The sequence below is a fragment of the Zestomonas ipomoeae genome (genome assembly GCF_057128665.1).
This window is the reverse complement of record NZ_JBSKHQ010000005.1, coordinates 174099-200923: the sequence shown is the minus strand read 5'-3', so window position 1 is coordinate 200923 and position 26825 is coordinate 174099. Positions and strand designations below refer to the sequence as shown.

Genomic DNA, 26825 nt, shown 5'->3' with positions numbered 1-26825 from the left:
AACCATGCGCACGGCACGTTCACGGACTTCGGGGGAGTAGGTCGTGGATTTTCTCATAGCCTCATCTTCTCAAGAGTGGAGGCCTCCACGAAACCCGGGGCGATTCAGTACCTAGACTTCTTGATCCGTTTGCTGTGCATCTTCGTCCACTATCTGCTGCTGATGATTATCTATGACGCCCTGATGGACGGCCGCATATCGACGAAGCACGGAATGGTCCTAAGAAGCACTACACCGGGATTGTTCTGGTTCAACGTAGCAGTGGGTATTCTGACCATGGCGTTTTGCCTGCACCTGATTCTTTTTGGCACCAAGTTCGCGGTACGCGATAAAGAACGCCCTTAGTGAGGGCAAGGTCGCCAGTCATGCATTCAAAGCGCCAGCAGCTATTTGCAAAGCCTTTGAAAAACAAAGAAAAGCCTGTGCCTTATCGCCACGAAGGCAGGAACTATTTGTGCTAGGGTTCCCGATCATTCGTACGAGGAGCTTTGTCGATGCGTGGTTTAGCCGCCCTCTTCGCCTTGGTCAGTCTCGCGGTGAGTGCCGCGGAGATCGATCAGAACGGGGCCATACGAACGCTGCAACAACCGCAGGCGTTACTGATCGATGTACGCAGCAGCGAAGAGTTCGCCAGCGGCGCCCTGGCTTCGGCCAGGCATCTGGATTTCGGCGATATCTCCAGGGAAATCACCGAGGTCGCTCCGGATAAAAACACGCCCATCGTGCTTTACTGCCGCAGCGGCAGGCGCTCATCCCTCGCCCAGGACGCCCTGGTTGCGCTGGGGTACCGGCACGTGGTCAACGCCGGGGGCTACAAAAGCTTCAAACGCGCACTCGCCAGAGGAACCAAGGATTGAACACGCGTCTGTTGCCAATCGTGCTGCTGGCCTGGGCGGCCCCGCTGTTCGCCGCCGAACTGCACCTCGACCTGCCCGGCGGCGAGCGCACCTGGAGCAGCGAGGCGCTGTTGCAGCATCCGGCCGTGCAAGACGTGAACATCGATGATGACGTCGCCTACAAGCGTGCCATGCATTACCGTGCGGTGCCCCTGGCCGAGCTGCTGGAAGGGGTCAGCGCCGGTGATCATGTACAGGCGGTCGCCCTCGATGGCTTCGCCGCCGAGTTGCCGGCGGCGCCATTGCTGGCCAAAAACGGTGCGCGTGCCTGGTTGGCGATCGAAGATCCGGCCAGCCCCTGGCCGCCGCTGGGCAGCGGCAAGCCCAGTGCCGGCCCGTTCTATCTGATCTGGAGCGAACCGCAGGCCGGCGGCATCGGCCCGGAGCAGTGGCCCTTCCAGGTCAGCCGCATCAGCCTGTCGGCGCCTCTGGCGGAACGTTTTCCGGCGCTGCTGCCGGCGGCCGACGCCAGCCAGGAAGTACAGGCCGGGTTCGCTCAGTTCCAGAAGAATTGCCTGGCCTGCCATCGCCTGAACCGCGCCGGCGATGCGCAATTCGGCCCTGACCTGAACGTGCCCCACAACCCCACCGAATATTTCAACGAGGGCTACCTGGCCCGCTATATCCGCGATCCGCAGTCCCTGCGCCACTGGCCCCAGGGACGCATGCCGGGCTTCAGCGAAGCGGTGCTGAGCGACCGGGAACTGCATCAGTTGATCGCTTACCTGCAACATATGGCCGGGCGCAAGCACTGAGCCCGGCCGCTCGCCCCGCGCAGAGGTGCTGCGCGGGTCCTGGCATGGCCAATGGCCTTCCGGTGCGCACCGTACCGGGAACTAATGGCCGCGGCCACTCGCCGAAGAAAGGTGCTGTCGCATCGAGGCAGCATGTCACCTGGGCGCACCGACGCCCGCAGCAGAGGAAAAACGACCAATGGAAAATTGGGATCTATGGCTCGACCACGCCTTGTGGATCAATGTTGCCCTGGTACTCGGCGCGACCCTGGCGATCTACTTTGTACTGCGCACCCTGGTCAGCAAGCTGAGCGCCCATCTGGCCGTGTGGGCCAAGGGCAAACGCAGCCTCATGTACGCGCTGGTGATCGAAATCTTCCGCCAGACCAGCCGCTTCCTGCTGTTCGCCTTCTCCTTGCTGCTGGCCCTGAAGCTGGTGGACATGCCCAACAAGTGGGAAGCCACCCTGGCCCATGGCTGGTTCATCGCCCTGGCCCTGCAGATTGCCCTGTGGGTGGATAGCGGCATTCGCCTGTGGACCCGCGACATGCTGTTCAGCGAAGACGGCAGCATGCGCAACCCGGTGACCACCACGATCATTTCGATCCTGCTGCGCATCCTGTTGTGGTCGGTGATGCTGCTGTCGATCCTGTCCAACCTGGGGGTCGATATCACCGCACTGGTGGCCAGCCTGGGGGTCGGCGGTATCGCCGTGGCCCTGGCGGTACAGACCCTGCTCAGCGACATGTTCGCTTCGCTGTCGATCGGCGTGGACAAGCCCTTCGAGATCGGCGACTTCGTGGTGTTCGGCTCGGTGGCCGGCTCCATCGAGCATATCGGCCTGAAGACCACCCGCATCCGCAGCCTCAGCGGCGAGCAGATCGTCTGCTCGAACGCCGAACTGCTGCGCCAGACGCTGCACAACTACAAGCGCATGGAACAACGGCGCATCGTCTTCAAGTTCGGCGTCACCTACGACACCCCGGCGGACAAGGTGCGCGAGGTGGGAAGCCTGGTGCGCAAAGTGATCGAGGGTATCGAAGAGACGCGCTTCGACCGTGCGCATTTCCTGGCTTTCGACGACTACCAGCTGACCTTCGAGGTGGTCTATTTCGTGCTGAGTTCCGACTACAACAAGTACATGGACATCCAGCAGGAGATCAACTTGGGCCTGCTGCAAGGCATGCGCAAGCTGGGCGTGCAATTCGCCTTCCCGACCCGCAGCCTGGAGTTCGTCGGCGGGAAGTTCCCGGAAATCACCGTCGCCGGCCTGCCGGCGCGCAACGACAATGGCGCCGACGATGCCACCCCTCCGGCCACCGCCAACCCGAAATCGACCGGGTTGAACTGAGCCACCGCACCTCCCCGGATCGCGGGGAGGTGCCCACCACCGCCGCGCTGCCTGAACCACGCAGACAGACGGTCGGGCAATCCGACCCCGCTGTACTACCGTGAGCCTGTATGGACCTCGTTCATCTGGCTCGGAGCCGTCTGCAATGCACCCCGTTGCGTGTTGTCCCCGCTCCTCTTCCTGGCCCAGGCCGTCACCCGCGCAGCCTCGGACAGCGACTCGCCGCTCTGGACGATTCCGTTCCCCTCGATAAGAACAATCATGGAAGGAGCCATCGATCATGCGATTAGCCCACCTACTGCCGCCCTTGCCCGCCATCGTCGGTGCCGCGCTGTTGAACCTGCCGCTGCCCGCAGCCCAGGCGGCGGAACCGACACTGCTGGACCAGGGCAAGGACTGGACGGCCAGCGAGCGCAAGGACTTCTACCGACGCGACCAGGGCTCGCAGATCATGCCGTTGGACTGGATGGTCGCGCTGAAGCAAGCCAACGGCGAGCCCTTTCTCGCCGACAGCCTGGACCGCTACGGTTACCTGGCCAATCCGGACAGCGTGCCGCCGGGCCTGCCGGTGGGCTTCACCGTCGCCAACAGCCAGTCCGGGCGCGTCATCGGCATGACCTGTTCGGCCTGCCATACCCGGCAGATCGAAGTCGACGGCAGCGCCTACCGCATCGACGGCGGCCCGGCGATCGCCGACTTCCAGAGTTTTCTGAGCGACCTCGACACGGCCATGGGCAAGGTGATCGAGGACCAGGCGGCGTTCACCGACTTCGCCCATATCGTCATCGGCCCCAAACCGACCCCCGCCGAGCTGGAAGAACTGCGCGGCGAGATCGAAAGCTGGTACCTGCGCTACCACACGCTGATCAGCCGCGCGCTGCCGCAGCAACCCTGGGGACCGGCGCGGTTGGATGCGGTATCGATGATATTCAACCGCCTGACCGGCCTGGATATCGGCCCTCCGCCGAGCTACATGATCCCCGAGAACATCCAGCCGGCGGTGGCGCCGGTGCGCTATCCGTTCCTGTGGAACGCACCCAAGCAGGACAAGACCCAGTGGCCGGGCTTCGCCGACAACGGCAACAACATCCTCGGGCTGTCGCGCAACCTCGGCGAGGTTTACGGCGTGTTCGCCGTCTTCCATCCGCAGAAGGACAACTGGAGCCTGCTCGGCATCGACTATCTGGCCAATAACTCGGCCAACTTCCACGGCCTGGATGCCCTGGAGGACCTGGTCAAGAAAATCGGCCCGCCAAAATGGCCGTGGAAACTGGATCAGCAACTGGTGTCCGCTGGCAAGGCTATCTACGAACGCCCGACCGCCGAGGGCGGCTGCACCGAATGCCATGGCATCGCCCCCGGCGCCACGCGATTCTTCGAGCAGAAGACCTGGGCGACGCCGGTGCTGGACGTCGGCACCGACAGCAAGCAGTACAGCATCCTCGACATGCAGGTACAGACCGGTGTGCTGGAAGGCGCGCACATCCCCCTGCTGACCGACCCGCTGAAGGCCCAGGACTCTGCCTTCAACGTGCTGGGGCTCTCGGTAATCGGTTCGATCCTGCAGCACTACGCGCCGATCCTGATGGATGTAGAAGGCGAGGCGCAGAAGATCGGCCTGAAATCGCCCTTCCGGCCGGAAACCGAGGACCTGAAGGGCGCTTTCCGCAAGCCGAAGCAAACGACGCCGGGCTTTGCCTACGAATCGCGCGTCATGGAGGGCATCTGGGCCGCCGCGCCCTATCTGCACAACGGCTCGGTGCCGACCCTGGCCGAGCTGCTCAAGCCGGCGGCCCAACGCGTCAGCGCATTCAAGATAGGGCCCGCCTACGACCTGGAAAACGTCGGGCTGGCGGTGCAGCAGAGCAAGTTCGACTACACCCTGCAGACCACCGACTGCTCGGCGCGGGACTCGGGCAACAGCCGCTGCGGCCATGAATTCGGCACCCAGCTGTCGGACACCGAGAAGAAGGCCTTGCTGGAGTACCTGAAGAGCCTTTAGCGGCGGCGGGCTTCGCGCCGGCGCGCTTCAGGCATCGAACGCCAGCCGCAGCCAGTGTCGGTAGAACCCGGCGGCCAGGCGATTCTGTGCCGCCACCCTGGCCGGCAGGTCGGCGAGCATCTGCGCCCGCCCCTGCTGGCTGGGCTGGCGTTCGTCGAGCAGATGCGCCCAGTCGGTGGTCCAGAGCCGCACCAGGACCTCGGTGACCTCCGGGTGGCCCTGCAAGGCCAGCAGCTTGTCGCCCCAGGCGAAGCCCTGATGGGCGCACCAGGGGCTGGAGAACAGCCACTGCCCGCCTTCCGGCAGATCGAAGGTATCGCTGTGCCATTGATAGACCGAGCTTTCCCGCGGTACGCCGGCCAGCCAGGGGCTGTTCGCCGCGTCGCGAACCCGCAACGGCTGCCAGCCGATCTCGCTATAGGGCATGCGCCGCACCTCGGCGCCCAATGCCTTGGCCAGCAACTGTCCGCCGAGGCAATGGCCGATCAGCGGAATGTCGCGTCGAATGAAGTGCCGCAGGGCCTCCACCTCGTCGGCCAACCAGGGCAGCGGATCGTTCACGCTCATTGGCCCGCCCATCAGCGCCACGGCCTTCGGCCGGTCCAGGTCATAGCCCTGCAACTCGCCGAGGTCGGCGCGCAGCACCCGGAAGTCGCGGCGCTCGGCATCCAGCACCTCGGCCAGATGAGCCGGCGGGCAATAGTCGATATGGCAAAGAATAAGGATGTCGGACATCTACTACAGCCTCCGCGATCTCGCAGGTTCCCAACGACCCAGCCTGGGCCGAACCCGTCAATTGAACGGAAGACTTGTACGGCACCGGCCGACTTGCGGCAACCGGTGCCAGATGCCTCGCTGGTGCTAGGACGTGGGCAGGTGGATTTCCTGGGTCACGCCCCAGCCGTCGAGCACACCACCGAGCGGCGCCACCACCGACTCCAAGTCATGCTCGAAATCGTCGATGCCGTTGTAGGTGGCATACATCACCTTGCTGACCTGCAGATGCCAGGCCCCGTCGCCCCGCACGCTGACCTGGGCATTCAGGGACTCGCCGTTGAAGTTTCTGGCTGCCATTCGCGCCCGGTCCTCATCCGGGAAGATGGCGTAGAACTCGATGGGATGGACGCGGGCGAAATCGAAACCGCCCTCTTTCATGCGGCGCAGAACAGTGCTGCTGACATCATCGTGGAAGGCTGTGCTCATAAAAACGACCTCCTTTCAGGCGATGGATATACCGCTTTGCGCAGTCGCCGTGTGGACCGCGGCGGCTTTACGACACGCGTTGCTGCGATGTCGGACACCAGGCAAAGAATGCCGGGGTGGTGAAAGGCCGACCCTGGACGGGCTAGCCCGAAGCGGCCACGAGAGCGAGCGCTCTCTGGAAAGCCCGCCCTGTCAGAGTAGCGTCATCGGCAGCGATATGCCGAACGGAGAAAACACTTATCGCCAAAGCGGCGACGGGCGGTGCAGGGTCCCGCCCCGCTGGTGCAGCCCCGTGGCGGCTTGTTCGCCGGGGAAAAACCTCTAGGATGGCGCCACCCACCCAGCGCCATCACCGACAACGGAATCATCATGCCCCTCGTCCGCCAAGCGCTCTTCGCCGCGAAAAACCCGCACTCCGAGCGCGCGCAGCGCATTCGCGACGTCGCCCAGGCCCAGGGCGTAGAACTGCGGGAAGTCGACCTGCAGGCGCTGCTCGACCAGCCCCAGCCCCTGCTGCAGCAGGCCCCGCACCTGATCGCCCTGGCCGACACCGCGACCATGGCCGACCTGCTGGACCTAGCCCGGCGCTGCGAGTGCTCGCTCGGCATCGTTCCCGAGGAGGGCCAGGCGCAACTGCAGGACTGGTTCCATTTTCCCGGCGACCTCGACGATGCCATCGCCCTGGCGCTCGACGACCAGCCCCGCGCCATCGACGTGCTGCGCTGCAACGATGAAGTCGTGCTCGGCGCCGTGGCCCTCGGCCAGTTGCCCTTCGTCGACCAGCGCAGCCGCAGCTACCGCATGCGCCACCATTCGCTGTGGCGTCGCCTGCTGTACAGCCTGGCGTTGCTCTGGAGCAGCCTGGTCAACCTGTGGCGCATCCACCCCTTTGCGGTGGAGCTGACCACCGGTCGCGAGCAGACCCTGAAGACCGCCATCACCGGCCTGCTGGTGATCGAGAACAATGTCGGCAATGCCGCCGCCCGGCTGATCAATACCCGTCTCGGCGTGCAGGACGGCAAGGTGTCCAGCATCATCATCGCGCCCAAGTCGATCAGCGAGTACCTGGGCTTCCTGCTCACCGCGGTGTTCGGCGGCGACCGCCAGGTCAGCCGCCTGCCCGAATCCATCAGCTACATTCGCAGCGACCGGCTGCGCATCGATTGCGCCACCCCGCTGCGCTATCACATCGACGGGCGCCGGCGCGACGCTTCCAGCATCGAGCTGGAACTGCATTCCGAAGCCGTACGCATCAATCTCAGCGATGCCTACCACGCCCAGCCGAGCAATCGGCAGACCGGCAAGGACAGCCTCAAGGTCGAGCACCTGCCGCAGAAGCAGGAGCGCCTGGAGATGATCGAGCGGCACCTGCCGTTGTTCACCCGCGCCCTGGAGGACGACTTCCGCGACCTGTTCCTGCAGTTGCGGGAGAACGCCAGGCCCCACGGCAGCTTCATCGCCCTGATGGTGCTCAGCGCGATCGTCGCCAGTCTCGGCCTGTTTCTTTCCAGCCCGGCGGTGATCATCGGGGCGATGGTCCTGGCGCCGCTGATGGCACCGATCATCTCACTGGCCATGGCCCTGCTGCGCGGCGACCACACGCTGCTGCGCCGTGCGCTTGGCACCATCGCCGCCGGCGTGGCGCTGGCCCTGGCGACCGCTGCGCTGATCGCGTTGATCGTCCCGCTCGAACGGGTCACCAGCGAGATTGCCGCGCGCTTGCATCCCAACCTGCTGGACCTGGGCGTAGCCGTCGCATCGGGCATCGCCGGGGCCTATGCCCATGCGCGGGAAAGCGTCACCAAGAGCCTGCCCGGCGTGGCCATCGCCGTGGCCCTGGTACCGCCACTGTGCGTGGCCGGCATCGGTATCGGCTGGCTGGACGGATCGATCATTCGCGGCGCCAGCCTGCTCTTCGTCACCAACCTGGTGGGTATCGCCCTGGCCGCCGCCCTCACCTTCCTGGTACTCGGCTATGCGCCCATCCTCAAGGCCAAGCGCGGGCTGGTCATCAGCCTATTGATGCTGGCCCTGGTGGCAGTACCGTTGAGCTGGGCATTCCACAACACCTATCGCGTCTGGCAGGTGGAGAAGCTGGCTGGCCAGGGGCCTTTCCTGATCAACGGCAAGTCCCTCAGCCTGAGCGACCTGGAGGTGCGTCTGACCCCGGAGGGCCCGCTGCTACGGGCCGATGTCAGCGCCCGCAACGGCGTGTTCTTCCACGACCTGCAAGCGCTCAAGAAGGAGCTGGAGAAGCGACTCGGCCGGCCGCTGCAGTTGGAAGTCACCCCGCGCGTTCAGCTCTAGCAGAAGACATCACTTCAGCCAGCGAAACCCGTGCCGCAGCGCCTGCTCGACATCGGTTTCGATGCAGCGGCCATGGGCCAGCAGGATGCGCCGGGGCTGCCAGGCGAGGAGCCGGGCCAGGCTGGCGCGCCCTTGTTCCTTGCGCCCGCGCCAGCTCTGTTGCAGGTCCCTTGGCGTCTGCCCCGGCGCCATGACCCCGCCCAGGTGCATCAGGCCGCGCATCAGGCGACTGTTGACCTTGTCCTTCTCGAAGTTCTCGATCAGGTCCGCCAGGATCAGCGTGCGGCTGGCGCGGTGCAGAAAGACCGCCTCCTCCATGAAGCGCGACCCGCGAAACAGCAGTTGGTCGAACTCGCCAGCCCAGGCGGCGGGCGGCTGGTCAGCGAGGTCCGCATCGAAACGCACTTCGATACCCTGGTCCCGGGCGCGCTCACGCACCCCCGGCGAGGCCCAGGCCGTGGCCTGCGGATACTGCGTCTTCCAGTCTGCGATATGGGCATAGTGGATCTTGTTCGGCGACACCAGGTGCGCCACCGGCCCGAGTGTATCGATCTGCGCCTTGAGCGCCGGCGTGAGCGGAATCGGCGACCAGATCCACAGTGAGCCGGTTTCCAGCCGGACCACCATCATGCGCGTGGTGAACGGCATCGTGACGCCGAAGAAATAGTTCATGTCGATCAAGGGGCCGTCCACCAGCCACAGGTTCTCGGCGACCGGCTTGAGGGTATCGATAGGCTCGTACAGGCTGAGCACGGGCATGGGTCACTCCTTTGGCAATCGGATCACAGGGTTTGACAGACAAGAGCGAACATCTGATGACCACTTGGCAAGGACACTTTCAAGCGAAGCGGCTAGGATACCCAGCTCGCTGACCCTCCTTCCTGGCGCTGAGCCTCGCGGGAGGGAGCACACCGACCATGACCGCCAATCGCTTTGCCAGGGAACAGGCTTCGCCATGCATTCAAGACCACTGTTGAAATACACGACCCTCGGCATGCTCCTGCTGGGTATCGGAATGGCAGCGTACCCCTTTGTCGCATCACTGAAGCCCAATGCGAAAGCTGAGGCGGAGCGCCTGCGAATCGATATCTCGGACTTTGCGCCCGGCAGCTTCAAATACATGGATGCCCCTTGGAGCGACAGTTGGCGCTACTACACGAATTCTCTTCTTCTGCTGCGCAAAAACGACGGCACGATCAAGGTCTGGTTCGTGCGCACAACAGATTCGGGAGCGGTAGCGATGCCGGAGCGCCATTGGTGGAGCACGGCGTTCCTCTGCGAGAACTTTGGGCCGACGCTCAGCGAAAACCAGATCGACGAGCGCCTCCCCATCAAGTGCCACGACGAGCCGAATTCGCTCATCGCCGGCTGGCTGCCGCGTATGCAATGGACGATCGATGGCAAGAGCCTGAACGCTCAAGAGACGCCGGATATGAAAGAGATACCCGGCTTCATTCGAGGCAACGACTTCGTCTATGGCATACCCTGATCAGCGCCGTACTGCACAAACTGCTAGCAGGTGATCACATTCCGCCACCATGCTTGGCACGGGTGGCCGGCTTTTGGTTACCCTAACCCCCTTTCCCTCCATGCAAGGACTCATCATGGCAATCTCCACCATCGTCACGCTGGTCATCCTGGCCGTGCTGGTGTTCTACGTGATCTCCATCTACAACCGGCTGGTGGCGCTGCGCAATCGCTTCCAGAACGCTTTCTCGCAGATCGAAGTGCAGCTCAAACGCCGCTACGACCTGATCCCCAACCTGGTGGAAACCGCCAAGGGTTACCTGAAGCACGAGCGGGAAACCCTGGAAGCGGTGATCGCCGCGCGTAACACCGCCCTCTCCGGGCTGAAGGCCGCCGCCGCCGAGCCGGGCAGCGCCAAGGCCATGACCCAACTGGCTGGCGCCGAAGGTGCCCTGGGTAGCGCGCTGGGCCGCCTCAACGTCGTCATGGAGGCCTACCCGGACCTCAAGGCCTCGCAGAACATGCAGCAACTGACCGAAGAGCTGACCACCACCGAAAACAAGGTCGCCTTCGCCCGCCAGGCCTTCAACGATGCGGTGATGGCCTACAACACCTACAAGCAGAGCTTCCCGCCGGTGGCCTTCGCCGGCTTCTTCGGCCATGCCCAGGATGCCACCCTGCTGGAGTTCGCCGACAGCGAGCAGATCCAGGCCGCGCCGAAAGTGACCTTCTGAGGTCTGCCCCGGCATGAACTTCTTCGAGCAGCAGGACCGTGCCAAACGCAATACCACGCAACTGGTGGTATTGCTCGGCCTGGCGGTCATCAGCCTGGTAGCCATCACGACCCTGGTGGTCACCGTGTTGCTGTACTTCTTCGGCGGCACCACCGCGCACTATGCCGAACAGGGTGGCGCCGGCCTGCTCGACCGGCTGGACTGGACGCTGGCCGGCGAGATCGCCCTGGTGGTGATCGCCGTTGTGCTGCTCGGCAGCCTCTACAAGAGCCTGCAACTCAACCGCGGCGGCCCGGCGGTGGCCGAGTTGCTGGGCGGCCGGCAGCTCAATGTCAGCGCGCGCGACGCGGACGAGCGCAAGATCCTCAACGTGGTCGAGGAAATGGCCATCGCCTCGGGCACCCCAGTGCCACCTGTGTATGTGCTGGAGGACTACGCCATCAACGCCTTCGCCGCCGGCCTGACGCCACAGGACGCGGTGATCGGCATCACCCGCGGCTGCATCAACCTGCTGTCGCGCAGCGAACTGCAGGGCGTGGTGGCCCATGAATTCAGCCATATCTTCCATGGCGACATGCGTCTGAACACCCGCCTGGTGTCGCTGCTGCACGGCATTCTGGTGATCGGCCTGATCGGCCAGTTGTTGCTACGCGGCTCCAGCCACCGGCACTCCTCCAGCAGCTCGGACAGGAACAACTCGGCGGCGGCGATGCTGGCCATCGGCGCCGCCCTGGCGGTCATCGGTTACGCCGGCACCTTCTTCGGCAACCTGATCAAAGCTGCCGTGAGCCGCCAGCGCGAATTCCTCGCCGATGCCTCCGCGGTGCAGTTCACCCGCGACCCGGACAGCATCAGCGGGGCTTTGAAGAAAATCGGTGGATACCCGCTCAGCTCGCAGTTGAGCGCCTCCCATGCCGCGGAGTTCAGCCACATGTTCTTCGGCCAGGGCGTGCAAAGCGCGCTGAGCTCGATGATGGCGACCCACCCACCGCTGGCCGAACGCATCCGCCGCATCGAACCGGGCTGGGATGGCCGCTTCATTCCGGTAGCGCTCCCGCAGACATCGAACGCGAACGTTCAGCCCACCGAGATGCCGCCGGTGGCAGGCCGCTGGAACGACGCGCTGGCCGGCCTCAGCGTCGCCGTCGCCGGATCGGCCGAACAGGCGGCTAGCGAGGCCATCGACGCCATCGGCCAACCCAAGGCGGAACACCTGGCTTATGCGCGCCAGACCCTCGACCGCCTCGATGACCAGCTCCAGGAAGCGGCCCATGTGCCCTACTCCGCCCGAGCTTTGATCTATGGACTGCTGCTGAGCCAGGACGAAGCGATTCGCGAACAGCAGTTGCGCCTGCTGGAAGGCAACGGCGCAGCGGACGCCAGCGAACTGCTGGAGCGCTTCGGCGAACGGCTGCGCACCCTGGATGAACGCTTCCGTCTGCCACTGATCGAGCTGGCCCTGCCGGCGCTGAAGCAGCTTTCGGCGGAGCAATATGCCACGTTCAAGAAATGCCTGATCTTGCTGATCCGAGCCGACCAGCACATCAGCCTGATGGAGTGGGCGCTGTACCGCATCCTGGTGCACAACCTGGAAAAGCCGGGCAAGGTCACGCACCGCTTCAAGCTGGCGCAGTTGCCGGACGAGATCGGCTTGCTGCTGTCGGTGTTGGCCCAGGCAGGACATGACGATCCGCAACAGGCGCAGGCGGCATTCGCGGCGGCCGCCGCGACACTGCCGTTTCCCGTGCAGCAGCAGCCCCGGCGGGAAATCGAACCGAAGGTGCTGGATGCGGCGCTAGGCCGCCTCAATCAACTCGTCCCGCTGCAGAAGCCTCAGTTGCTCAAGGCACTGGCTCGCTGCATCGTGCACGATGGCCAGATCGCCAGCGCCGAGGCGGAGCTGTTCCGCGCGGTGGCCGATGTGCTGGATTGCCCGATGCCGCCCCTGCTGCTGGGTCAATGAACGTGGGCGCCAGCCCCGATGCTCATTCGCCACCGGCAGACCTGGCGAGAAATGCCAGCACTTCCTGGCGATACCGCGCGACCAGGAAGGTCGCGGTATGCGGGGTATGGGTGATCAGCAAGGACTTGGGCTCGCGGGCCGCAGCAAACAACCGGCGGCCGTGAGCAAAGGGAATGATCGGATCTTCCTCGCTGTGGATGATCAGCAACGGCACCGGACTGATCAGGGCCACCTGATCGCGCGGCTCATGGTCCGCCGGCAGGGTCCAGCTCAAGGGCACCTGCAGGGGCCAGGTCAGCCAGTAGCTGGCCAGCTTCTCCCGGCCGATCTGGCGGAACCCGGCAAAGGTGCCGTCCAGCACCACCCCTTGAAACACCCCGCCCTGCCCCGCGGCAAGGTTACTGGCCAGGGCGCCACCGAGGCTCTGGCCAAGCAGGAACAGCGGCCGGGTGTCGTCGCGCTGAAGCAACCACTGCAACCCGCGCTGCACGTCGGTCAGCGCCCCGTCCAGGTCAGGTTTTCCGCTGGAGCGGCCGAAGCCGCGATAATCCAGGGCGAGCACGTTATAGCCGGCCGCCGGCAGCCAGGCGACGTTGAGCAGATGGGCGCTGAGGTTCTGCGCATTGCCGTGCAGGAAGTACACCGTGCCCTTCGCCGGGCCTTGGGCCGGCAGCCACCAGGCATGCAGATGCTCGCCATCGGGGGTGTCGAGAAAAACATCCTCATAGTCCAGGCCCAGCGCTGGCGGGCTGGTATAGGTGTAACGGTCCGGATAGAAGAAGAACCCGCTGCACCCCGAGGCCAGCAGGACCCAAACGGCGCTCAATAGTAGGCGTGCAATGCGAGTTGCCATTGATTCTCGTAGTCGTCGTGCCGATGACTGCGGCGGGCTTCCAGGGAAATGCTGTAGTCGCGTCCCAGGTGCCAGGCACCGCCCAGATAGAGTTGATCTTCGCGCTGTCCGCGGTCGAAGCGCCAGAGTTTGCTACGCACCCCGCCCAGCAGGCTGAAGCGCGGCCCCTGGCGCAGGTAACCCAGGTCCACGCCCGGCGCCACGGCATAGCCGTCCGGCAGGTCGCTGTCGATTTCCAGATCGGCGGTGCCGAGCGCCAGTAGACGACCGCGCCCCAGCGGATAGACGAATCCGCTGCCGCCCTCCAGATAGGGCGTGAGAAGACGCCGCCCGGACTCCAGGGTACTGCGCCGCGCGCCGAAGCCCACCTGCCAGGACAGCGGCTGGAAGAAATCGTCGCGCGGCGACAGCGAGCGTATTTCCACCGCCACCAGGCGCTCCAGCTGCCACTCCTGGTTGTCCCCGTAAAGGCGCGCATCCAGCCGCAGGAATTGCAGCTGCGCACCGTCACGGTAACCCTCCGGTGGATCGAGCAGATCATGGTAGGCCGGGCGCACGCCCAGTTGCAGGTAATCGCGGCCCGCCTCACGCCCGGCTGCCAGGCTCAGGCGCAGGGTGTCGTGTCCCTGGTCGTCGCGCACCGTCGGTGCCTGCGGCAGGCCGAGGGGCGACTCGTCGCGAATGCGGCTGCGCGCGGTGAGCAGCTCGTAGGACAGCGGCGCGGCGCGCTCACGCGGCCACTCCTGTTCGGCGGCGGCGTAGCGCACGTATTCGTAGCTGGCATCCAGCAGATGCGCCCGCGACGAGGCAGGCAAGCGGTCGATCTGCACGTCGCTCGCCGTCACTTCGCCAGCGCCCAGGGCCTTGGCCAGCCGGCGCTCCTCCGGGGTCAACTGGTCGAGGTAGTGGGCCACGGTGGTGGCCGCCGAAGGGCGGTAACGGATGTCGGCCACCAGGCCGCTGTCCAGCACCCAGCGCACCGTGTCCGAAGGAATCGCGTGGGTGTGCACCCGTTGCAACAGACCGGTGCCGGGACGCGCCACGTCGATCAGCGCCAGCAGCCGGTAGGCACAGTTCTCATCGAAGAAGTAGTAGTCGAAGCGCTTGTCCCGCACTTCCCAGGTGTGCAACAGCAGGCGCCGGGTTTCCTCGGCATTCAGGTTGAGCTGGTACTCCCAGAGGTCGCGGTTCTCGATATCCGAGTACAGGCGGATTTTCTCGTAGTAGGGCTCCACACTGGTGACGCCGGGATAGCCACCGAAGATCCCGCGGTAGGCGAACAGCAGCTCGCTGTCGTGGGCGGCGGCATCGGCGGCGTAGGAAATGGTGCTGGCCAGCAGCAGGTCGGTCTCGCCGGTGCCCTGCGGAGGGTCAAGGCGCAACAGCGTGTGACCGAACATCGACGAGGGGCTGTTCAGATAGGATGCAGCGAACACCAGGGTCACCCGCTCGGTATTCAACTCGCCCAGCCACGCATCGAGCTGGCCGCAGGGGTGCAGGTCCGGGCTTTCCAGGCCGAGCTGCCGACGCAGCCATTGGGCCCGAGCGGGAAAACGGCAAACGGCGCTGTCGTCGCCGGTGGCCGGCTGCAACAGTTCGGCCAGGCTCGCGCGCAACTCTGCTTCCGGCGAATACTTGCCCGTCTTGCTGAGGAAGAACGCCGGATCGTCCGCCTGGCTGGCTGCCCGCCGCCCCAGCTGGACCGGTGGGTAATGCAACAAGGCCAGCCACTCCGGGTTGGTCGCCAGGGCCATCGGGTCGGCCGGGCGCGCAGCATCAGCCTGGGCCAGGAGCGGCAAGGCGACGGCGAGGAGACAGAGGAAGAGAACAGGAGGTCGCAGCTTCAAGGAATCCATTCACATCAGATTGGCAACGCCTGAGCCATTCACCGTGATGACCACGCCAGCGGGGCACCGAATCGGCAGGCTCGAAGTCAAAAGCCCCCGCAGACGGGGGCTCGGCTATTGCATCGTCAACTGGCGTACTTGCTCAGGTCGTCATCGGTCTTGAGCACTTCGAGGATGGCAACCACGGCCTGGTCGGCAGTGGTATCCGCGCTCGGGAAAACGGTCGCGAAGTTGTCCTGCAGCACACGCTTGAAGGCGGCGCGATCTTGCTGCTGCACGCCCAGCAGGACGGCCAGGGTTTCCAGGTTCTCGCCTTCGCCACGGGACATGTCGCGGGCCACCTTGTCGATATTGCTGTCCATGTACATGGCCATCGACCGAATGGTCTCGCTGGTCTGGCAACCCAGGGTGCCAGTCGTCATGCCGAAGGTCTGGTTACCCAAGGTGCCATTGGTGGTGGCCGCCAGGACATGGGCGGGCACGCCGGACTTGCCTTCCCAAATCATCGAGCCGACCCCGCAGCCCGGACCGGTGTCGGCCATGGCCAGCGAAGATGCACCGAGCAAAACAGCGCCCACGATGAGCTTTTTCATAAATCCCTCCTGGTTTTCTGATTGTGCTGCATTTCGCCCGAGGTACATCGTCGGGGACACACATCTGAAACACGCCAAGCGAGTTTAGTTCAGACCAGGAAATGGCAAGGGCCTGCAGTCGGCAGGCCCTCGTGGCAGGAGCGCGCGGGGATGGGCGAGAAGCGTTACCAGAACTTGACCTTGCGCCACCAACTCTTCGGCCGTGTCACCCGGTCTCCACCTCTCGTACCGCAACAGGCCCTGCATCCGCGAGAGCCTGAAAACAGACGGCTCGAGGCGGTCGCCTCAGTCGTTGCTTGGCTTGTTGATCGCCTGCAGCACGTATTGCGGCAGGGCGAAGGCACCCAAGTGGATTTCCGGATTGTAGTAGCGCGTGACGATGCCGCTACCGGCGAAGCGCTGGCGCAGGGTGTCCAGCGGCAGCTTGCGCAGCCCGCTGTCAGTGGCACCCCAGGCGAAGGTCATGGCGCCACCGATGTAGGTGGGCACGGCCGCCTGATAGAAGTGCCAGTCGGCGAACAGCCCGTTCATGCGCCCGGCGGTGGTCTGCACTTCGGCCAATTGCATGAAGGGCGTGCCATTCTGGGTGACCAGGATGCCGCCGTCGTTAAGGCAGCGACGGCAGGCCTGGTAGAAGTTCTCCGAGAATAGGACTTCGCCAGGGCCGATGGGATCGGTGGAGTCGGAGATGATGACGTCGAACTTCTCCTCGGTGGTGGCGACGAAGCGCATGCCGTCGTCGATCACCAGGTTCAACCGCGGATCGTCGAAGGCGCCCTTCGAGTGGTTGGGCAGGAACTCCTTGCACATGTCCACCACTGTGCCGTCGATCTCGACCATGGTGATGTGCTCGACGCTGCGGTGCTTGGTCACCTCACGCAGCATGCCGCCGTCGCCGCCACCGATGATCAGCACACGCTGGGCCAGGCCATGGGCGAGGATCGGCACGTGGGTGAGCATCTCGTGGTAGATGAACTCGTCGGCCTCGGTGGTCTGGATCACACCGTCCAGTGCCATGACCCGGCCCATGCGGGCGTTTTCGAAGATCACCAGATGCTGGTGCTCGGTGCGCACCTCGTGCAGCAGCTTGTCCATGCGGAAACGCTGGCCGTAGCCCTCGTACAGGGTTTCTTGGTAGTCGCTCATGGGTATCTTCCCGTGATGGCTGGCAATAACGGACGGTGTTTCCCGCCCCATGAAGGAAAGGGGCGCATTCTACGTCGGCATCGATGACCGGTGGAACCTCGTCGTCCGCGCGCTGCGCCGCCGACCGGGTTTGAAAGCCAGCGCCGGGAAGACAGTACATCGCCGGAAGCGCTATTGTCGGCGCATGAACAGTCTCGCCCCACCAAGCCCCGCCCTGCCGTTGCGACTGCCCTTTCGCGGGCCGTTGCACTGGCGGCAGTTCCATGATCACTTCCAGTTGCGCCTGTTGCCCGGTGTGGAGCAGCTGACCGCGCACAGCTATGCCCGCAGCCTGCGTATGGGCGCTCGCCAGGGTTGGTTGCGGGTGCAGCCGCTGGACGATGCGCTGGAACTGACCCTGAGCCCCGCGCTCGCCGACCATGCCCAACCGCTGGCGGCGCGGGTCCGGCGCATGTTCGACCTGGACGCCGACGCGGAAGCGATCGCTGCCCATCTTGCCGCCGATCCGCTGCTCGCCCCGCTGCTGGCCCGCCACCCGAGCCTACGCCTGCCCATGGCCTTCGACCCGTTCGAACAGGCGGTGCGTGCGATTGTCGGCCAGCAGGTCACCGTGAAGGCCGCCGTCACCCTTACCGGCCGCCTGGTGACACGTCTTGGCGAGCCATTGGTCGAGACGCAGCCAGAAGGGCCGCATCGGTTGTTTCCTACGCCAGAGGCCATTGCCGACGACCCGCTGCAAGACATCGGCATGCCCGGCAAGCGGGTCGATACGCTACGGCGCTTCGCCGGGGCAGTTGCCGCAGGCGAGCTGGAGCTGCAGGCGGATGGCGGCCTGCCGGACTTGATCGAACGCTTGCGCGCCCTGCCCGGCATCGGCCCCTGGACGGCAGGCTATATCGCCCTGCGCGCGTTCGGCGAGGCGGATGCCTTTCCCGCCGCCGACCTCGGTCTGCTCAAGGCACCGCTGTGGGGGCCGGACGGCATCAGCGCCCGCGCCCTGGCGCAGCGCGCCGAAGCCTGGCGACCCTGGCGGGCTTATGCCGCCATTCACCTCTGGCACAACTACTCGGAGGGTTGAGCCATGCACTATCGCTATCACGACAGCCCGATCGGACGCCTGCTGATGGTCGGCGACCAGGCCGGACTGCGCATGCTGCACATGGATATCGCCGACCGCCCGTGGTCCGTGAACGAGCACTGGCAGATGGCGGGCGGCCAACTGGATGAGGTGTGCCGGCAACTGGACGACTACTTCGCCGGCCGGCGCCGACAGTTCGACCTGCCCCTGGCGCCCAGCGGCACGCCCTTCCAGCAGGCGGTCTGGAACGCGCTATTGAAGATTCCGTTCGGCCGCACCTGCAGCTACAGCGAGCTGGCCCGGCGAATCGACAGACCCCAGGCCATACGCGCGGTCGGCACCGCCAACGGCGCCAACCCCATCGCGGTGATCGTGCCCTGCCACCGGGTCATCGGCCGCGACGGCAGCCTGACCGGCTACGCCGGCGGACTGCCGCGCAAGGAACTGCTGCTGCGCCTGGAAGGCGCCTGGGAACCGCCCCGCCAGGCAGCGCTGTTCGGCTGAACCGAACAGCGCGCCAGGGGGCGGCACAACACCGGCGCTAGACGGTCCGCGTGCCGCCGCGCGGCCCCGCGATGGCCCAGATGATCAGGCCGACCACCGGCAGGAAGACAACCAGCAATGCCCAGAGCACCATCTTGCCGGTCGAGGTGCCGCTGGTGACGATGTTGTAGATTGCCCAGATATCCAGGGCCAAGACGATCAGGCCAAGTAGGCCGCCGAACATGTCCATAACGTTCTCCGCTGAGTTGGCGAAAGGTCTCGTTGTTAGGATGCCCGGTCCGACCGAGGGTTCCTCACGAACCGCCGGCCGGTACGTCACGACTTACATCGTGGCCGGATCGATGACCGCGAAGCTTGCCACGCAGGGGTGACCGGCCAGTTCGCCGCCTTCGCGCGCCAGGCCGCAGGTGACCATGCCGGCCTGCTGGGCGGCATCCAGTTCCTGCACCACGTCGGAGAGAAACAGGATGTCCTGCGCCGGCCGGCCGATGGCTTCGGCAATGCGTGTGTAGGACGCCGCCTCGCGCTTGGGCCCGGATGTGGTGTCGAAGTAACCGGAGAACAGCGGGCCCAGGTCGCCGGCTTCGGAGCAGCCGAAGATCAGCCGTTGCGCCTGTATCGAGCCGGACGAATACACGTAGAGGTCGTAACCCTCCGCCTTCCAGCGCCGCAGCGCCTCCACCGCATCGGGATAGACATGCCCCTTGAGCTGGCCGGCACGGTAGCCCTCGGCCCAGACCATGCCCTGCAGCGCCTTGAGTGGCGTGGCCTTGCGGTCTTCGGCGATCCAGCCGAGCAGGATCTCGATGACTCGCTCCATATCGGCCTGGGTCTCGCCGCTCTCGACGCGCACCGCCTGCAGCTGCGCCATCACCTCGGGGTGGTCCGCATGCCCTCGGACGAACGCCGGCAGGTGCGCAGCGGCATAGGGAAACAGCACGTCGAACACGAAACTCACCGCGCTGGTGGTGCCTTCGATGTCAGTCAGGATGGCCTTGATCGGCATGACAACTCCAAATCGGGTCTGCATGTGAGCGGGCCATGCCCGCGTTGGGCTCAGTCGTCCAGCCGTGGGAAGCGGCTGGCGATGTCCTCGCCGGTGAACTGCGCTACCCAGCCCTCCGGGTTATTGAACAGGCGAATCGCCACGAAGTGCGGATGCTCGCCCATGTCGAACCAGTGACGGGTGCCGGCCGGCACCGAGATCAGGTCGTTCTTCTCGCAGAGCACGGCATAGACGTAGTCGTCGATGTGCAGGGTGAACAGGCCACGGCCGGCGACGAAGAACCGCACCTCGTCCTCGGCATGACGGTGCTCGTCGAGAAACTTCGCGCGTAGCTCGGCCTTCTGCGGGTGGTCGGCGGTGAGGCTGACCACGTCGACGGTGACGTAGCCACGCTCGTTCATCAACCTGTCGATCTGCGGGCGATAGGCCGCGATCACCTCTTCCTGGCTGGCGCCGGCGGCAATGGGCGCGGACGCCTGCCAGCGCTCGAAACGCACGCCAACCGCAGCGAGCGTGGCGGCGATGTCCTCGACATGGGTCAACACCTTGTTCGGTAGGTCGGGGCTGGATTCGTGGTAAACGCTCAGGCTGCTCATGGTGATTTTCCCCAGGCTCTGCATCTCTTGTAGGGGCGAATTCATTCGCCCGACGGCTTAACGACAGGCGAATGAATTCGCCCCTGCACCTCGGCTCAGCGCGCCTGCAGGGCACGCATCTTCAACTCGCACTCGAACAGAAACTCGAAAGCCTCGACCTGGCGCAGCACATCGCTCATGCACGCTCCCCAGGTATACAGGCCATGACCGCGAATCAGGTAGCCAACGCAGTCGGCATGCTCGTCCAGCCACGGCTGCACCTGGCTCGCCAGGCGGGCGATATCCTGGTCGTTGTCGAAGATCGGCACCAACACCTGGCTTTCGTGGGTGGAAACACCGGCGAAGGCCTTCTGCAACTCGTAGTCGGCGAATACCAGCGAGTCGCTCAGGGTCAGGCGGGACAGCACGGTGGCATTCACCGAATGGGTGTGCAGCACGGCACCGATCTCCGGCCGCCACTTGTATAGCTGGGTGTGCAGCAGGGTCTCCGCCGACGGCTTCTTGCCCGGCTCCAGGCTGTTGCCGGCCAGGTCGGTGGACAGCAGGTCCTGCTCGCCCAATTGCCCCTTGTGCTTGCCGGACACGGTCAGCAGCACCTCGCTACTGGTCAGGCGCGCCGAATAGTTGCTGCTGGTAGCCGGCGACCAGCCGCGGCCGTACAGGAACCGTCCGGCCTCGATGATTTCCCGGGCGAGTTGTTCGCGAGTGGCAGTCATGCCCCCTCCTCTCTGATGCGCGTGGCAATGATAGCGGCCGCCGCCAGCGCCGCCAGGCTGGCCAAGGCGAAGGTCCAGGCCGGCCCCAACTGGGTCCAACTGTAGCCGGCATACAGCGCGCCGAGTGCGCCGCCGACACCGGCCAGGGCGGCGTACAGCGCCTGGCCCTGGCCCTGCTGGCTCGCTCCGAAGCTGCGCTGCACGAAGTGAATGGCCGCCGCGTGAAAGCTGCCAAAGGTCGCCGCATGCATGAGCTGGGCGAACAGCAGCACCCACAGGTGATCGGCCAGGTTGCCCAGCAGCAGCCAGCGCAGCGCCGCGAGCAGGAAGCTTGCCAGCAGCACCCGGCGCAGCGAGAAGCGCCCCAGCAGGCGGGCCATGCCGAGGAACAGCAGGATCTCCGCCACCACGCCGAGCGCCCACAGCTGGCCGATCACCCCGCGCGAGTAGCCAAGGTTCTCCAGATGAATGCTGAGAAAGGTGTAGTAAGGCCCGTGGGACAGCTGCATCAGCGCCACACTGAGGTAGAACGCCGGCACGCCCGGCCGGCGCAATTGGCTGAGGAAACCGCCGGTGCTGCCAACGCCTTCGCGCACCTGCGGCTGGGCATTGGGAACCCAGTAGCTGCTGATCACGATGCCGGCCATGATCAGCACCAGCGCCCAGGGAAACAGCGCCAGGCTGGCCCAGTCGAACAGCTCGCCCAACCCGACCACCGTCACGATGAAGCCGATGCTGCCCCATAGGCGTACCTGGCTGTAGCGCGCCGCCTGCTCGTTGAGGTGCGCCAGGGTGATCACCTCGAACTGCGGCAGCACGGCATGCCAGAAGAACGCATGCAGCGCCATCACCAGGGCCAGCCAGGCATAGCTCTGATCGACGAAGATCAGCGCGAACGACACCAGGGTGCAGAGGGCGCCGAAACGCACGATGGCCAGTCGCCGGCCGGTGGTATCGCCGAGCCAGCCCCACAGGTTCGGCGCCACGCAGCGCATCAGCATGGGGATCGCCACCAGCTCGCCGATGCGCGCGGCGGAAAACCCCAGGTGATCGAAATACAGCGCCAGGAACGGCGCCGTCGCGCCGAGCAAGGCGAAATAGAAGAAGTAAAAGCCGGACAGCCGCCAGTACGGCAATGCGCAACTCATGGGCCGGTCGTCGCCTGGATCGAAGACCGTAGGTTGGGTTGAGGAGCCTGCGACGAAGCCCAACAAGCGGTACGCCGTTCAGACGCGGAGCAGCGTTGGGCTTCGCTGCGCTCAACCCAACCTACGGCCTTCCTCACAGTTGCGGCAGCACCGGGGTGGCCACCTGCACGCCGGCGTTCTGCCCGCGGTGACGCAGCAGATGATCCATCAGCACGATAGCCATCATCGCTTCGGCAATGGGCGTGGCGCGGATGCCGACGCAGGGGTCGTGGCGGCCCTTGGTGATCAGTTCCACCGGGTTGCCGTCGACGTCGATGGAACGCCCCGGCGTGGTGATGCTGGAGGTCGGCTTGAGCGCCAGGTGGGCGACGATCGGCTGGCCTGAGGAGATGCCGCCGAGAATGCCGCCGGCATGGTTGGACAGGAAGCCTTGCGGCGTCAGCTCATCGCGGTGCTCGGTGCCGCGCTGGGCGACACAGGCGAAGCCGGCGCCGATCTCCACGCCCTTGACCGCATTGATGCTCATCAGCGCATGGGCCAGCTCGGCGTCCAGGCGGTCGAAGATCGGCTCGCCCAGGCCCGGCGGCACTCCCTCGGCAACCACGGTGATCTTCGCACCCACCGAGTCCTGGTGGCGACGCAGCTGATCCATGTAGGCCTCCAGCTCGGCCACCTTGTCCGGGTCCGGGCTGAAGAAGGCGTTCCGCTCGACACTGTCCCAGGTCTTGAACGGAATCTCGATGGGGCCGAGTTGGCTCATGTAGCCGCGCACCTGGATACCCAGGGTCGCCAGGTATTTCTTGGCGATGGCACCGGCGGCCACGCGCATGGCGGTCTCCCGCGCCGAGCTGCGTCCGCCGCCGCGGTAGTCGCGGATGCCGTACTTGTGGTGATAGGTGTAGTCGGCGTGGGCCGGGCGGAACAGGTCCTTGATCGCCGAATAGTCCTTGGATTTCTGGTCAGTATTGCGGATCAGCAAGCCGATGGGGCAACCGGTGGTCTTGCCCTCGAACACGCCGGAGAGGATTTCCACCTCGTCGGCTTCCTGGCGCTGGGTCGTGTGGCGGCTGGTACCGGGCTTGCGGCGGTCGAGATCGCGCCGCAGGTCGTCCAGGGATATTTCCAGTCCCGGCGGGCAGCCGTCGACGATGGCGACCAGCGCCGGGCCATGGCTTTCGCCGGCGGTGGTGACGGTGAACAGCTTGCCGTAGGTATTGCCGGACATGCAGGGCGCTCCGCGAAAATCAGCCACAAATCGAAGGCGAAGGAGTATACCCGCGGTGCCCCGGCAGTTCACCCTCGACGGGCCTCCAGCGCCGGCAACGCTTGCCGATAACCCTAGTGCCGCTAAGCTGGCCCGACAGAGGCACCAGGACGCCACCGATGAACGACACCCCTGCCCCGCAACCTGGCGCGCTCGAGCAAGCCGCGCCCAAGGTCCACCCCTGGAGTGCGCTCGAGCCCGAGCACTTCCAGCTGCTGCGCCTCGCCCCGCTGCCGACCTTGCGCGGCAGCGGCCAGCGGCCGCTGATGTTTCTCCGCCTCGGCCGGGTCGAGCGCCACCGGGAGACCCAGAGCATGCTACGCCTCACCGTGCAGATACCCGGACAGCGGGTTCACCGGGAGCAGAACCTGCTGGAGGTGTGGGCCGACCACCGCAGCCAGGAGGTGCGCTTCGGCATCGACAGCGGCCTGATGATCGAGCCGCAGAATCGCGGCCTCGGGCGCTTGCTGCTCGCCCAGGGCATTGCCTGGGCCCAGCGGCGCTGGTCGCACTACCAGGTGGAGGGCGGCGCGCTGGCGGCCAGGGACGTACCGACCGAAGACGCCCGCCAACGTCGCGATCACTTCCTCCGGGCCCAAGGCTTCGACGTCACGTACCTGGATGCGCAACTGCTCAAGGCCCAGTACGGCGCCGCCAAGGTCGCCGACCTGCAAAGCGAGTGGAATCAGGAGAAGGTCCAGATCGTCGACTTGCTGGACGCCGCCGCCATGTTGCAGCAGGCCGACCAGAACCTGCGGGAGCAGGAGGTACGCCTGCGCAAACTGCAGGAGCGCATCGCCGTGATCAGCCGCGAGGACGGTACCTTGCGCTTCACCATCGTCTGCCTGGCCGCCTTCGCCATGTTCCAGGCCGGCCTGCTGATCTGGATCGCCACCCGCTGAAACAGCGGGCCGCGCACGCTGGAGCGAGATACCGCCTGCCCCCGCGACAGCCCCTATTGTCCTCGGAGTCGCTGGCGGAACAGCGCCTGGTGCTCGCGGCACTGGGCGGCGGCGAGCAGGAAGACGCCATGACCGCCACGGTCGAAGTCCAGCCAGGTGAAGTCCACTTCCGGGTACAGCGCCTCGACATGCACCTGGCTGTTGCCGACCTCGACGATCAGCAAGCCCTTCTCGCTCAGGTGATCGGCCGCTTCGGCCAGCATGCGGCGCACCAGATCCAGGCCATCGTCGCCGCAGGCCAGACCCAGTGCTGGTTCGTGGTGATACTCGGCGGGCATGTCGGCGAAGTCCTCGGCATCGACATAGGGCGGGTTGGCCACGATCAGGTCGAAACGCTGCCCCGGCAAACCGTCAAAGCCGTCGCCCTGCACGGTGTAGACGCGCTCTTCCAGGCCGTGCCGCTCGATATTGCGGTTGGCCACTTCCAGCGCCTCGAAGGACAGATCGGCGAGCACCACCTCGGCGTCGGGGAATTCGTAGGCACAGGCGATGCCGATGCAGCCGGAGCCGGTGCAGAGGTCGAGCACGCGGCCCGGCTCGGCCGGCAGCCAGGGCTCGAAGTGCCGCTCGATCAGCTCGGCGATGGGCGAGCGCGGAATCAGCACGCGCTCGTCGACCAGGAATGGCAAGCCGCAGAACCAGGCCTCGCCGAGCAGGTAGGCGGTCGGCACGCGCTCTTCGATGCGGCGTTTGAGTAGCCCTTGCAGATGCTCGCGCTCGTCGTCTTCCAGGCGGCAGTCCAGATAGCTGTCGGCGATTTCCCAGGGCAGGTGCAAGGCGCCCAGCACCAGTTGGCGCGCCTCGTCCCAGGCATTGTCGGTGCCATGGCCGAAGAACAACTCCTCGGCATGGAAGCGGCTGACAGCCCAGCGAATGTGGTCGCGCAAGCTGCGCAAACGGGAAGCGGTGGCGGTCACAGCGGGTCTCTCCGAGCTGAAAAGGCGGCAGTTTAGCCGAAGCACCGCGAAGCGGCGCATAGCCATAAGAAAACGCCGCGTCGGACCGCAACTAGCAGTGCCGGTGGACCTGCCGCCTCGCTATAATTCGCGCCGATTTCTTAACCCTTCCCATCCCTTCTCACCGAGATTTACCCACCCATGGTCATAGAACCCTTTTCGCTGACGGGCTTGCTCGTGCTGGCGATATTCCTCATTGGAATGACACTCATCGTTTTTGAAGCACAACTGGAGATGGATAAATTCAAGCCGGCCATGTTCATGATGTCCGGCCTGATCGTCATCGGCTTCCACTACGCGCTCACCGACCCCAACGGCTTCCAGTTCTTCCTCGAAACGCAGGAGGAAACCAAGGGCGAACTGTTCGGCCTGATCGCCTTCATGGCGTTCATGTGGATGATCGTCGAGCTGCTCAACGAGCGGAACGTGTTCACCGCGCTCAATGGCTTTCTGCTGCGCAAGGGCCTCGGCGCCAAGGGCATGTTCTGGGCCACCGGCGCGCTCTCGGCGATGCTCTCGCCGTTCATCAACAACTTCACCACGGCGATGATCTTCGGCAATTCGGTGAAGAACATCTCGGTCAACCAGCGCTACACCCACGTTGCCCTGTGCAACATCGTGGTCGCCTCCAACAGCGGCGTCTGGTTCCTCGGCACCTCCACCAGCCTGATGGTGCTGCTGGCCGGCAAGATCAGCATCGCCGGCCTGCTGCTGCTGTTCCCCTCGGCCTTCATCGGCTGGCTGCTGTTCGCCGCCACCCTGCATTTCTTCTACCTGCGCGGGGTGAACGGCGGCGACCTGATCCGTGTCGCCGACCAGGAAGACTCGGCGCTCAAACCCGGCGGCGCAGGGCTGGCGGTGGTCGGCTTCTTCGCCGTGCTCGGCGCGGTGCTGTGCAACATCCTGTTGAAGGTCGGCATCGAGTTCGCCATCGGCATTGGCCTCGGCATCGTCGCGCTCTATGCCTGGCTGCTGACCCACCGCGGCATCGAACTGCCCTGGCAGGATCAGTTGCAGAAGGTGGAGTGGAACGCCCTGCTGTTCTTCATCGGTATCATCACTTCGGTGGCCGCGCTCAACCACGTGGGCTGGCTGTCCTATATCTCCCGGCTGTTCGAGCTGCTCGACCCGTCGACGGTGAACATCATTCTCGGGGTGATTTCCGGGGTGATGGATAACGTGCCGGTGGAAGCCGCAGCACTGCTGTCCAATCCCGAACTGGGCGCCGACCAGTGGGCGCTGAACGCGCTGATGGTGGGGATCGGCGGTTCGCTGACAGTGGTGGGCTCGGCCGCCGGAGTCATGGCCATGACCCTGGACAAGAGCTACAGCTTCGGCGTGCACATCAAGTTCCTGCCGGCCATCCTGGTCAACTTCTTCGGCTCGCTGGGCGTCTGGTATCTGCAATACCAGATTTTCGGCCTGTACTGATGCCATGGCGCCCGGTGCAATGCCGGGCGCCTCGCCGCGACATCGGGCTAGCTGCGTTCGCGCTTGAG

Annotated in this window: 27 protein-coding genes; 13 read left to right on the top strand and 14 right to left on the bottom strand. The window is 65.1% G+C overall.

What is annotated here, in order from left to right:
- The 5 genes from ACWKV7_RS08965 to ACWKV7_RS08945 all read left to right on the top strand — a co-directional run.
- A partial coding sequence (locus ACWKV7_RS08965; protein ID WP_483857317.1) for a hypothetical protein occupies positions 1–345 on the top strand: 345 nt, incomplete at its 5' end.
- A gap of 149 nt (positions 346–494) precedes the next feature.
- Positions 495–857 (top strand): rhodanese-like domain-containing protein, encoded by a 363-nt coding sequence (locus ACWKV7_RS08960; protein WP_483857316.1) that lies wholly within the window; start codon positions 495–497, stop codon positions 855–857.
- Positions 854–1651 carry a c-type cytochrome gene (locus ACWKV7_RS08955; RefSeq protein ID WP_483857315.1) on the top strand — a complete coding sequence of 266 codons (798 nt, stop codon included), beginning with the start codon at positions 854–856 and terminating at the stop codon, positions 1649–1651. The genes ACWKV7_RS08960 and ACWKV7_RS08955 overlap by 4 nt, the downstream gene beginning before the upstream one ends.
- Positions 1652–1829: 178 nt before the next feature.
- Complete coding sequence (locus tag ACWKV7_RS08950) at positions 1830–2981, top strand: mechanosensitive ion channel family protein (RefSeq protein ID WP_483857314.1); 1152 nt, start codon at positions 1830–1832, stop codon at positions 2979–2981.
- Positions 2982–3261: 280 nt separating this feature from the next.
- Complete coding sequence (locus tag ACWKV7_RS08945; RefSeq protein ID WP_483857313.1) at positions 3262–4983, top strand: di-heme-cytochrome C peroxidase; 1722 nt, start codon at positions 3262–3264, stop codon at positions 4981–4983.
- Between the two features lie 27 nt (positions 4984–5010).
- On the opposite strand, the gene ACWKV7_RS08940 is transcribed toward ACWKV7_RS08945, so the two are convergent.
- Together ACWKV7_RS08940 and ACWKV7_RS08935 are read right to left on the bottom strand one after the other, a co-directional pair.
- Entirely contained in the window at positions 5011–5718 is a 708-nt protein-coding gene (locus tag ACWKV7_RS08940; RefSeq protein ID WP_483857312.1) for a type 1 glutamine amidotransferase, read from the bottom strand.
- Positions 5719–5844: 126 nt separating this feature from the next.
- Positions 5845–6186: a ribonuclease E inhibitor RraB gene (locus ACWKV7_RS08935; protein ID WP_483857311.1), complete on the bottom strand. Its 342-nt coding sequence runs from the start codon at positions 6184–6186 to the stop codon at positions 5845–5847.
- A gap of 369 nt (positions 6187–6555) precedes the next feature.
- Here ACWKV7_RS08935 and ACWKV7_RS08930 point away from each other — a divergent pair, with 369 nt between their 5' ends.
- On the top strand, positions 6556–8493 hold the full coding sequence (locus ACWKV7_RS08930) for a DUF389 domain-containing protein (protein ID WP_483857310.1): 1938 nt from the start codon (positions 6556–6558) through the stop codon (positions 8491–8493).
- 9 nt (positions 8494–8502) lie between these two features.
- Here ACWKV7_RS08930 and ACWKV7_RS08925 read toward each other — a convergent pair whose 3' ends face one another.
- Entirely contained in the window at positions 8503–9252 is a 750-nt protein-coding gene (locus ACWKV7_RS08925; protein WP_483857309.1) for a DUF4336 domain-containing protein, read from the bottom strand.
- Between the two features lie 214 nt (positions 9253–9466).
- Here ACWKV7_RS08925 and ACWKV7_RS08920 point away from each other — a divergent pair, with 214 nt between their 5' ends.
- From ACWKV7_RS08920 to ACWKV7_RS08910, 3 genes are all read left to right on the top strand, one after another.
- Complete coding sequence (locus ACWKV7_RS08920; RefSeq protein ID WP_483857308.1) at positions 9467–9982, top strand: hypothetical protein; 516 nt, start codon at positions 9467–9469, stop codon at positions 9980–9982.
- A gap of 115 nt (positions 9983–10097) precedes the next feature.
- Positions 10098–10694: a LemA family protein gene (locus ACWKV7_RS08915; protein WP_483857307.1), complete on the top strand. Its 597-nt coding sequence runs from the start codon at positions 10098–10100 to the stop codon at positions 10692–10694.
- A gap of 13 nt (positions 10695–10707) precedes the next feature.
- Positions 10708–12657 carry a M48 family metallopeptidase gene (locus ACWKV7_RS08910; protein ID WP_483857306.1) on the top strand — a complete coding sequence of 650 codons (1950 nt, stop codon included), beginning with the start codon at positions 10708–10710 and terminating at the stop codon, positions 12655–12657.
- Between the two features lie 22 nt (positions 12658–12679).
- Here ACWKV7_RS08910 and ACWKV7_RS08905 read toward each other — a convergent pair whose 3' ends face one another.
- The 4 genes from ACWKV7_RS08905 to speE all read right to left on the bottom strand — a co-directional run bounded on the left by ACWKV7_RS08905 (position 12680) and on the right by speE (position 17096).
- Positions 12680–13510 carry an alpha/beta hydrolase gene (locus ACWKV7_RS08905; RefSeq protein ID WP_483857305.1) on the bottom strand — a complete coding sequence of 277 codons (831 nt, stop codon included), beginning with the start codon at positions 13508–13510 and terminating at the stop codon, positions 12680–12682.
- Positions 13480–15357 carry an Lnb N-terminal periplasmic domain-containing protein gene (locus tag ACWKV7_RS08900; RefSeq protein WP_483857304.1) on the bottom strand — a complete coding sequence of 626 codons (1878 nt, stop codon included), beginning with the start codon at positions 15355–15357 and terminating at the stop codon, positions 13480–13482. The genes ACWKV7_RS08905 and ACWKV7_RS08900 overlap by 31 nt, the downstream gene beginning before the upstream one ends.
- A gap of 125 nt (positions 15358–15482) precedes the next feature.
- The gene (locus ACWKV7_RS08895) at positions 15483–15950 is read right to left on the bottom strand and encodes a DUF3015 domain-containing protein (RefSeq protein WP_483857303.1); all 468 of its coding nucleotides are present in this window, start codon (positions 15948–15950) and stop codon (positions 15483–15485) included.
- 285 nt (positions 15951–16235) lie between these two features.
- Entirely contained in the window at positions 16236–17096 is an 861-nt protein-coding gene (gene speE, locus ACWKV7_RS08890; protein ID WP_483857302.1) for a polyamine aminopropyltransferase, read from the bottom strand.
- Positions 17097–17280: 184 nt separating this feature from the next.
- Between speE and ACWKV7_RS08885 the strand changes: the two genes are divergently transcribed.
- Both ACWKV7_RS08885 and ACWKV7_RS08880 read left to right on the top strand, forming a co-directional pair.
- Positions 17281–18174: a DNA-3-methyladenine glycosylase family protein gene (locus ACWKV7_RS08885; RefSeq protein ID WP_483857301.1), complete on the top strand. Its 894-nt coding sequence runs from the start codon at positions 17281–17283 to the stop codon at positions 18172–18174.
- A gap of 3 nt (positions 18175–18177) precedes the next feature.
- On the top strand, positions 18178–18678 hold the full coding sequence (locus ACWKV7_RS08880) for a methylated-DNA--[protein]-cysteine S-methyltransferase (RefSeq protein ID WP_483857300.1): 501 nt from the start codon (positions 18178–18180) through the stop codon (positions 18676–18678).
- Positions 18679–18715: 37 nt separating this feature from the next.
- Here ACWKV7_RS08880 and ACWKV7_RS08875 read toward each other — a convergent pair whose 3' ends face one another.
- The 6 genes from ACWKV7_RS08875 to aroC all read right to left on the bottom strand — a co-directional run bounded on the left by ACWKV7_RS08875 (position 18716) and on the right by aroC (position 23369).
- Positions 18716–18907 (bottom strand): PLDc N-terminal domain-containing protein, encoded by a 192-nt coding sequence (locus ACWKV7_RS08875; RefSeq protein ID WP_483857299.1) that lies wholly within the window; start codon positions 18905–18907, stop codon positions 18716–18718.
- A gap of 93 nt (positions 18908–19000) precedes the next feature.
- A complete protein-coding gene (mtnC, locus tag ACWKV7_RS08870; RefSeq protein WP_483857298.1) occupies positions 19001–19684 on the bottom strand; it encodes an acireductone synthase in 684 nt (227 codons plus the stop codon).
- Between the two features lie 50 nt (positions 19685–19734).
- Positions 19735–20280, bottom strand: a complete 546-nt coding sequence (locus ACWKV7_RS08865; RefSeq protein WP_483857297.1) for a 1,2-dihydroxy-3-keto-5-methylthiopentene dioxygenase — start codon at positions 20278–20280, stop codon at positions 19735–19737.
- 95 nt (positions 20281–20375) lie between these two features.
- Positions 20376–20996 (bottom strand): methylthioribulose 1-phosphate dehydratase, encoded by a 621-nt coding sequence (locus tag ACWKV7_RS08860; RefSeq protein ID WP_483857296.1) that lies wholly within the window; start codon positions 20994–20996, stop codon positions 20376–20378.
- The gene (locus tag ACWKV7_RS08855) at positions 20993–22144 is read right to left on the bottom strand and encodes an MFS transporter (RefSeq protein ID WP_483857295.1); all 1152 of its coding nucleotides are present in this window, start codon (positions 22142–22144) and stop codon (positions 20993–20995) included. The genes ACWKV7_RS08860 and ACWKV7_RS08855 overlap by 4 nt, the downstream gene beginning before the upstream one ends.
- Positions 22145–22277: 133 nt before the next feature.
- Positions 22278–23369 (bottom strand): chorismate synthase, encoded by a 1092-nt coding sequence (aroC, locus tag ACWKV7_RS08850; protein ID WP_483857294.1) that lies wholly within the window; start codon positions 23367–23369, stop codon positions 22278–22280.
- Positions 23370–23527: 158 nt separating this feature from the next.
- Between aroC and ACWKV7_RS08845 the strand changes: the two genes are divergently transcribed.
- Complete coding sequence (locus ACWKV7_RS08845; protein WP_483857293.1) at positions 23528–24310, top strand: hypothetical protein; 783 nt, start codon at positions 23528–23530, stop codon at positions 24308–24310.
- 53 nt (positions 24311–24363) lie between these two features.
- On the opposite strand, the gene prmB is transcribed toward ACWKV7_RS08845, so the two are convergent.
- Complete coding sequence (gene prmB, locus ACWKV7_RS08840) at positions 24364–25287, bottom strand: 50S ribosomal protein L3 N(5)-glutamine methyltransferase (RefSeq protein WP_483857292.1); 924 nt, start codon at positions 25285–25287, stop codon at positions 24364–24366.
- 180 nt (positions 25288–25467) lie between these two features.
- Between prmB and nhaD the strand changes: the two genes are divergently transcribed.
- Positions 25468–26757 carry a sodium:proton antiporter NhaD gene (gene nhaD / locus ACWKV7_RS08835; protein WP_483857291.1) on the top strand — a complete coding sequence of 430 codons (1290 nt, stop codon included), beginning with the start codon at positions 25468–25470 and terminating at the stop codon, positions 26755–26757.
- Positions 26758–26825: the final 68 nt, after the last annotated feature.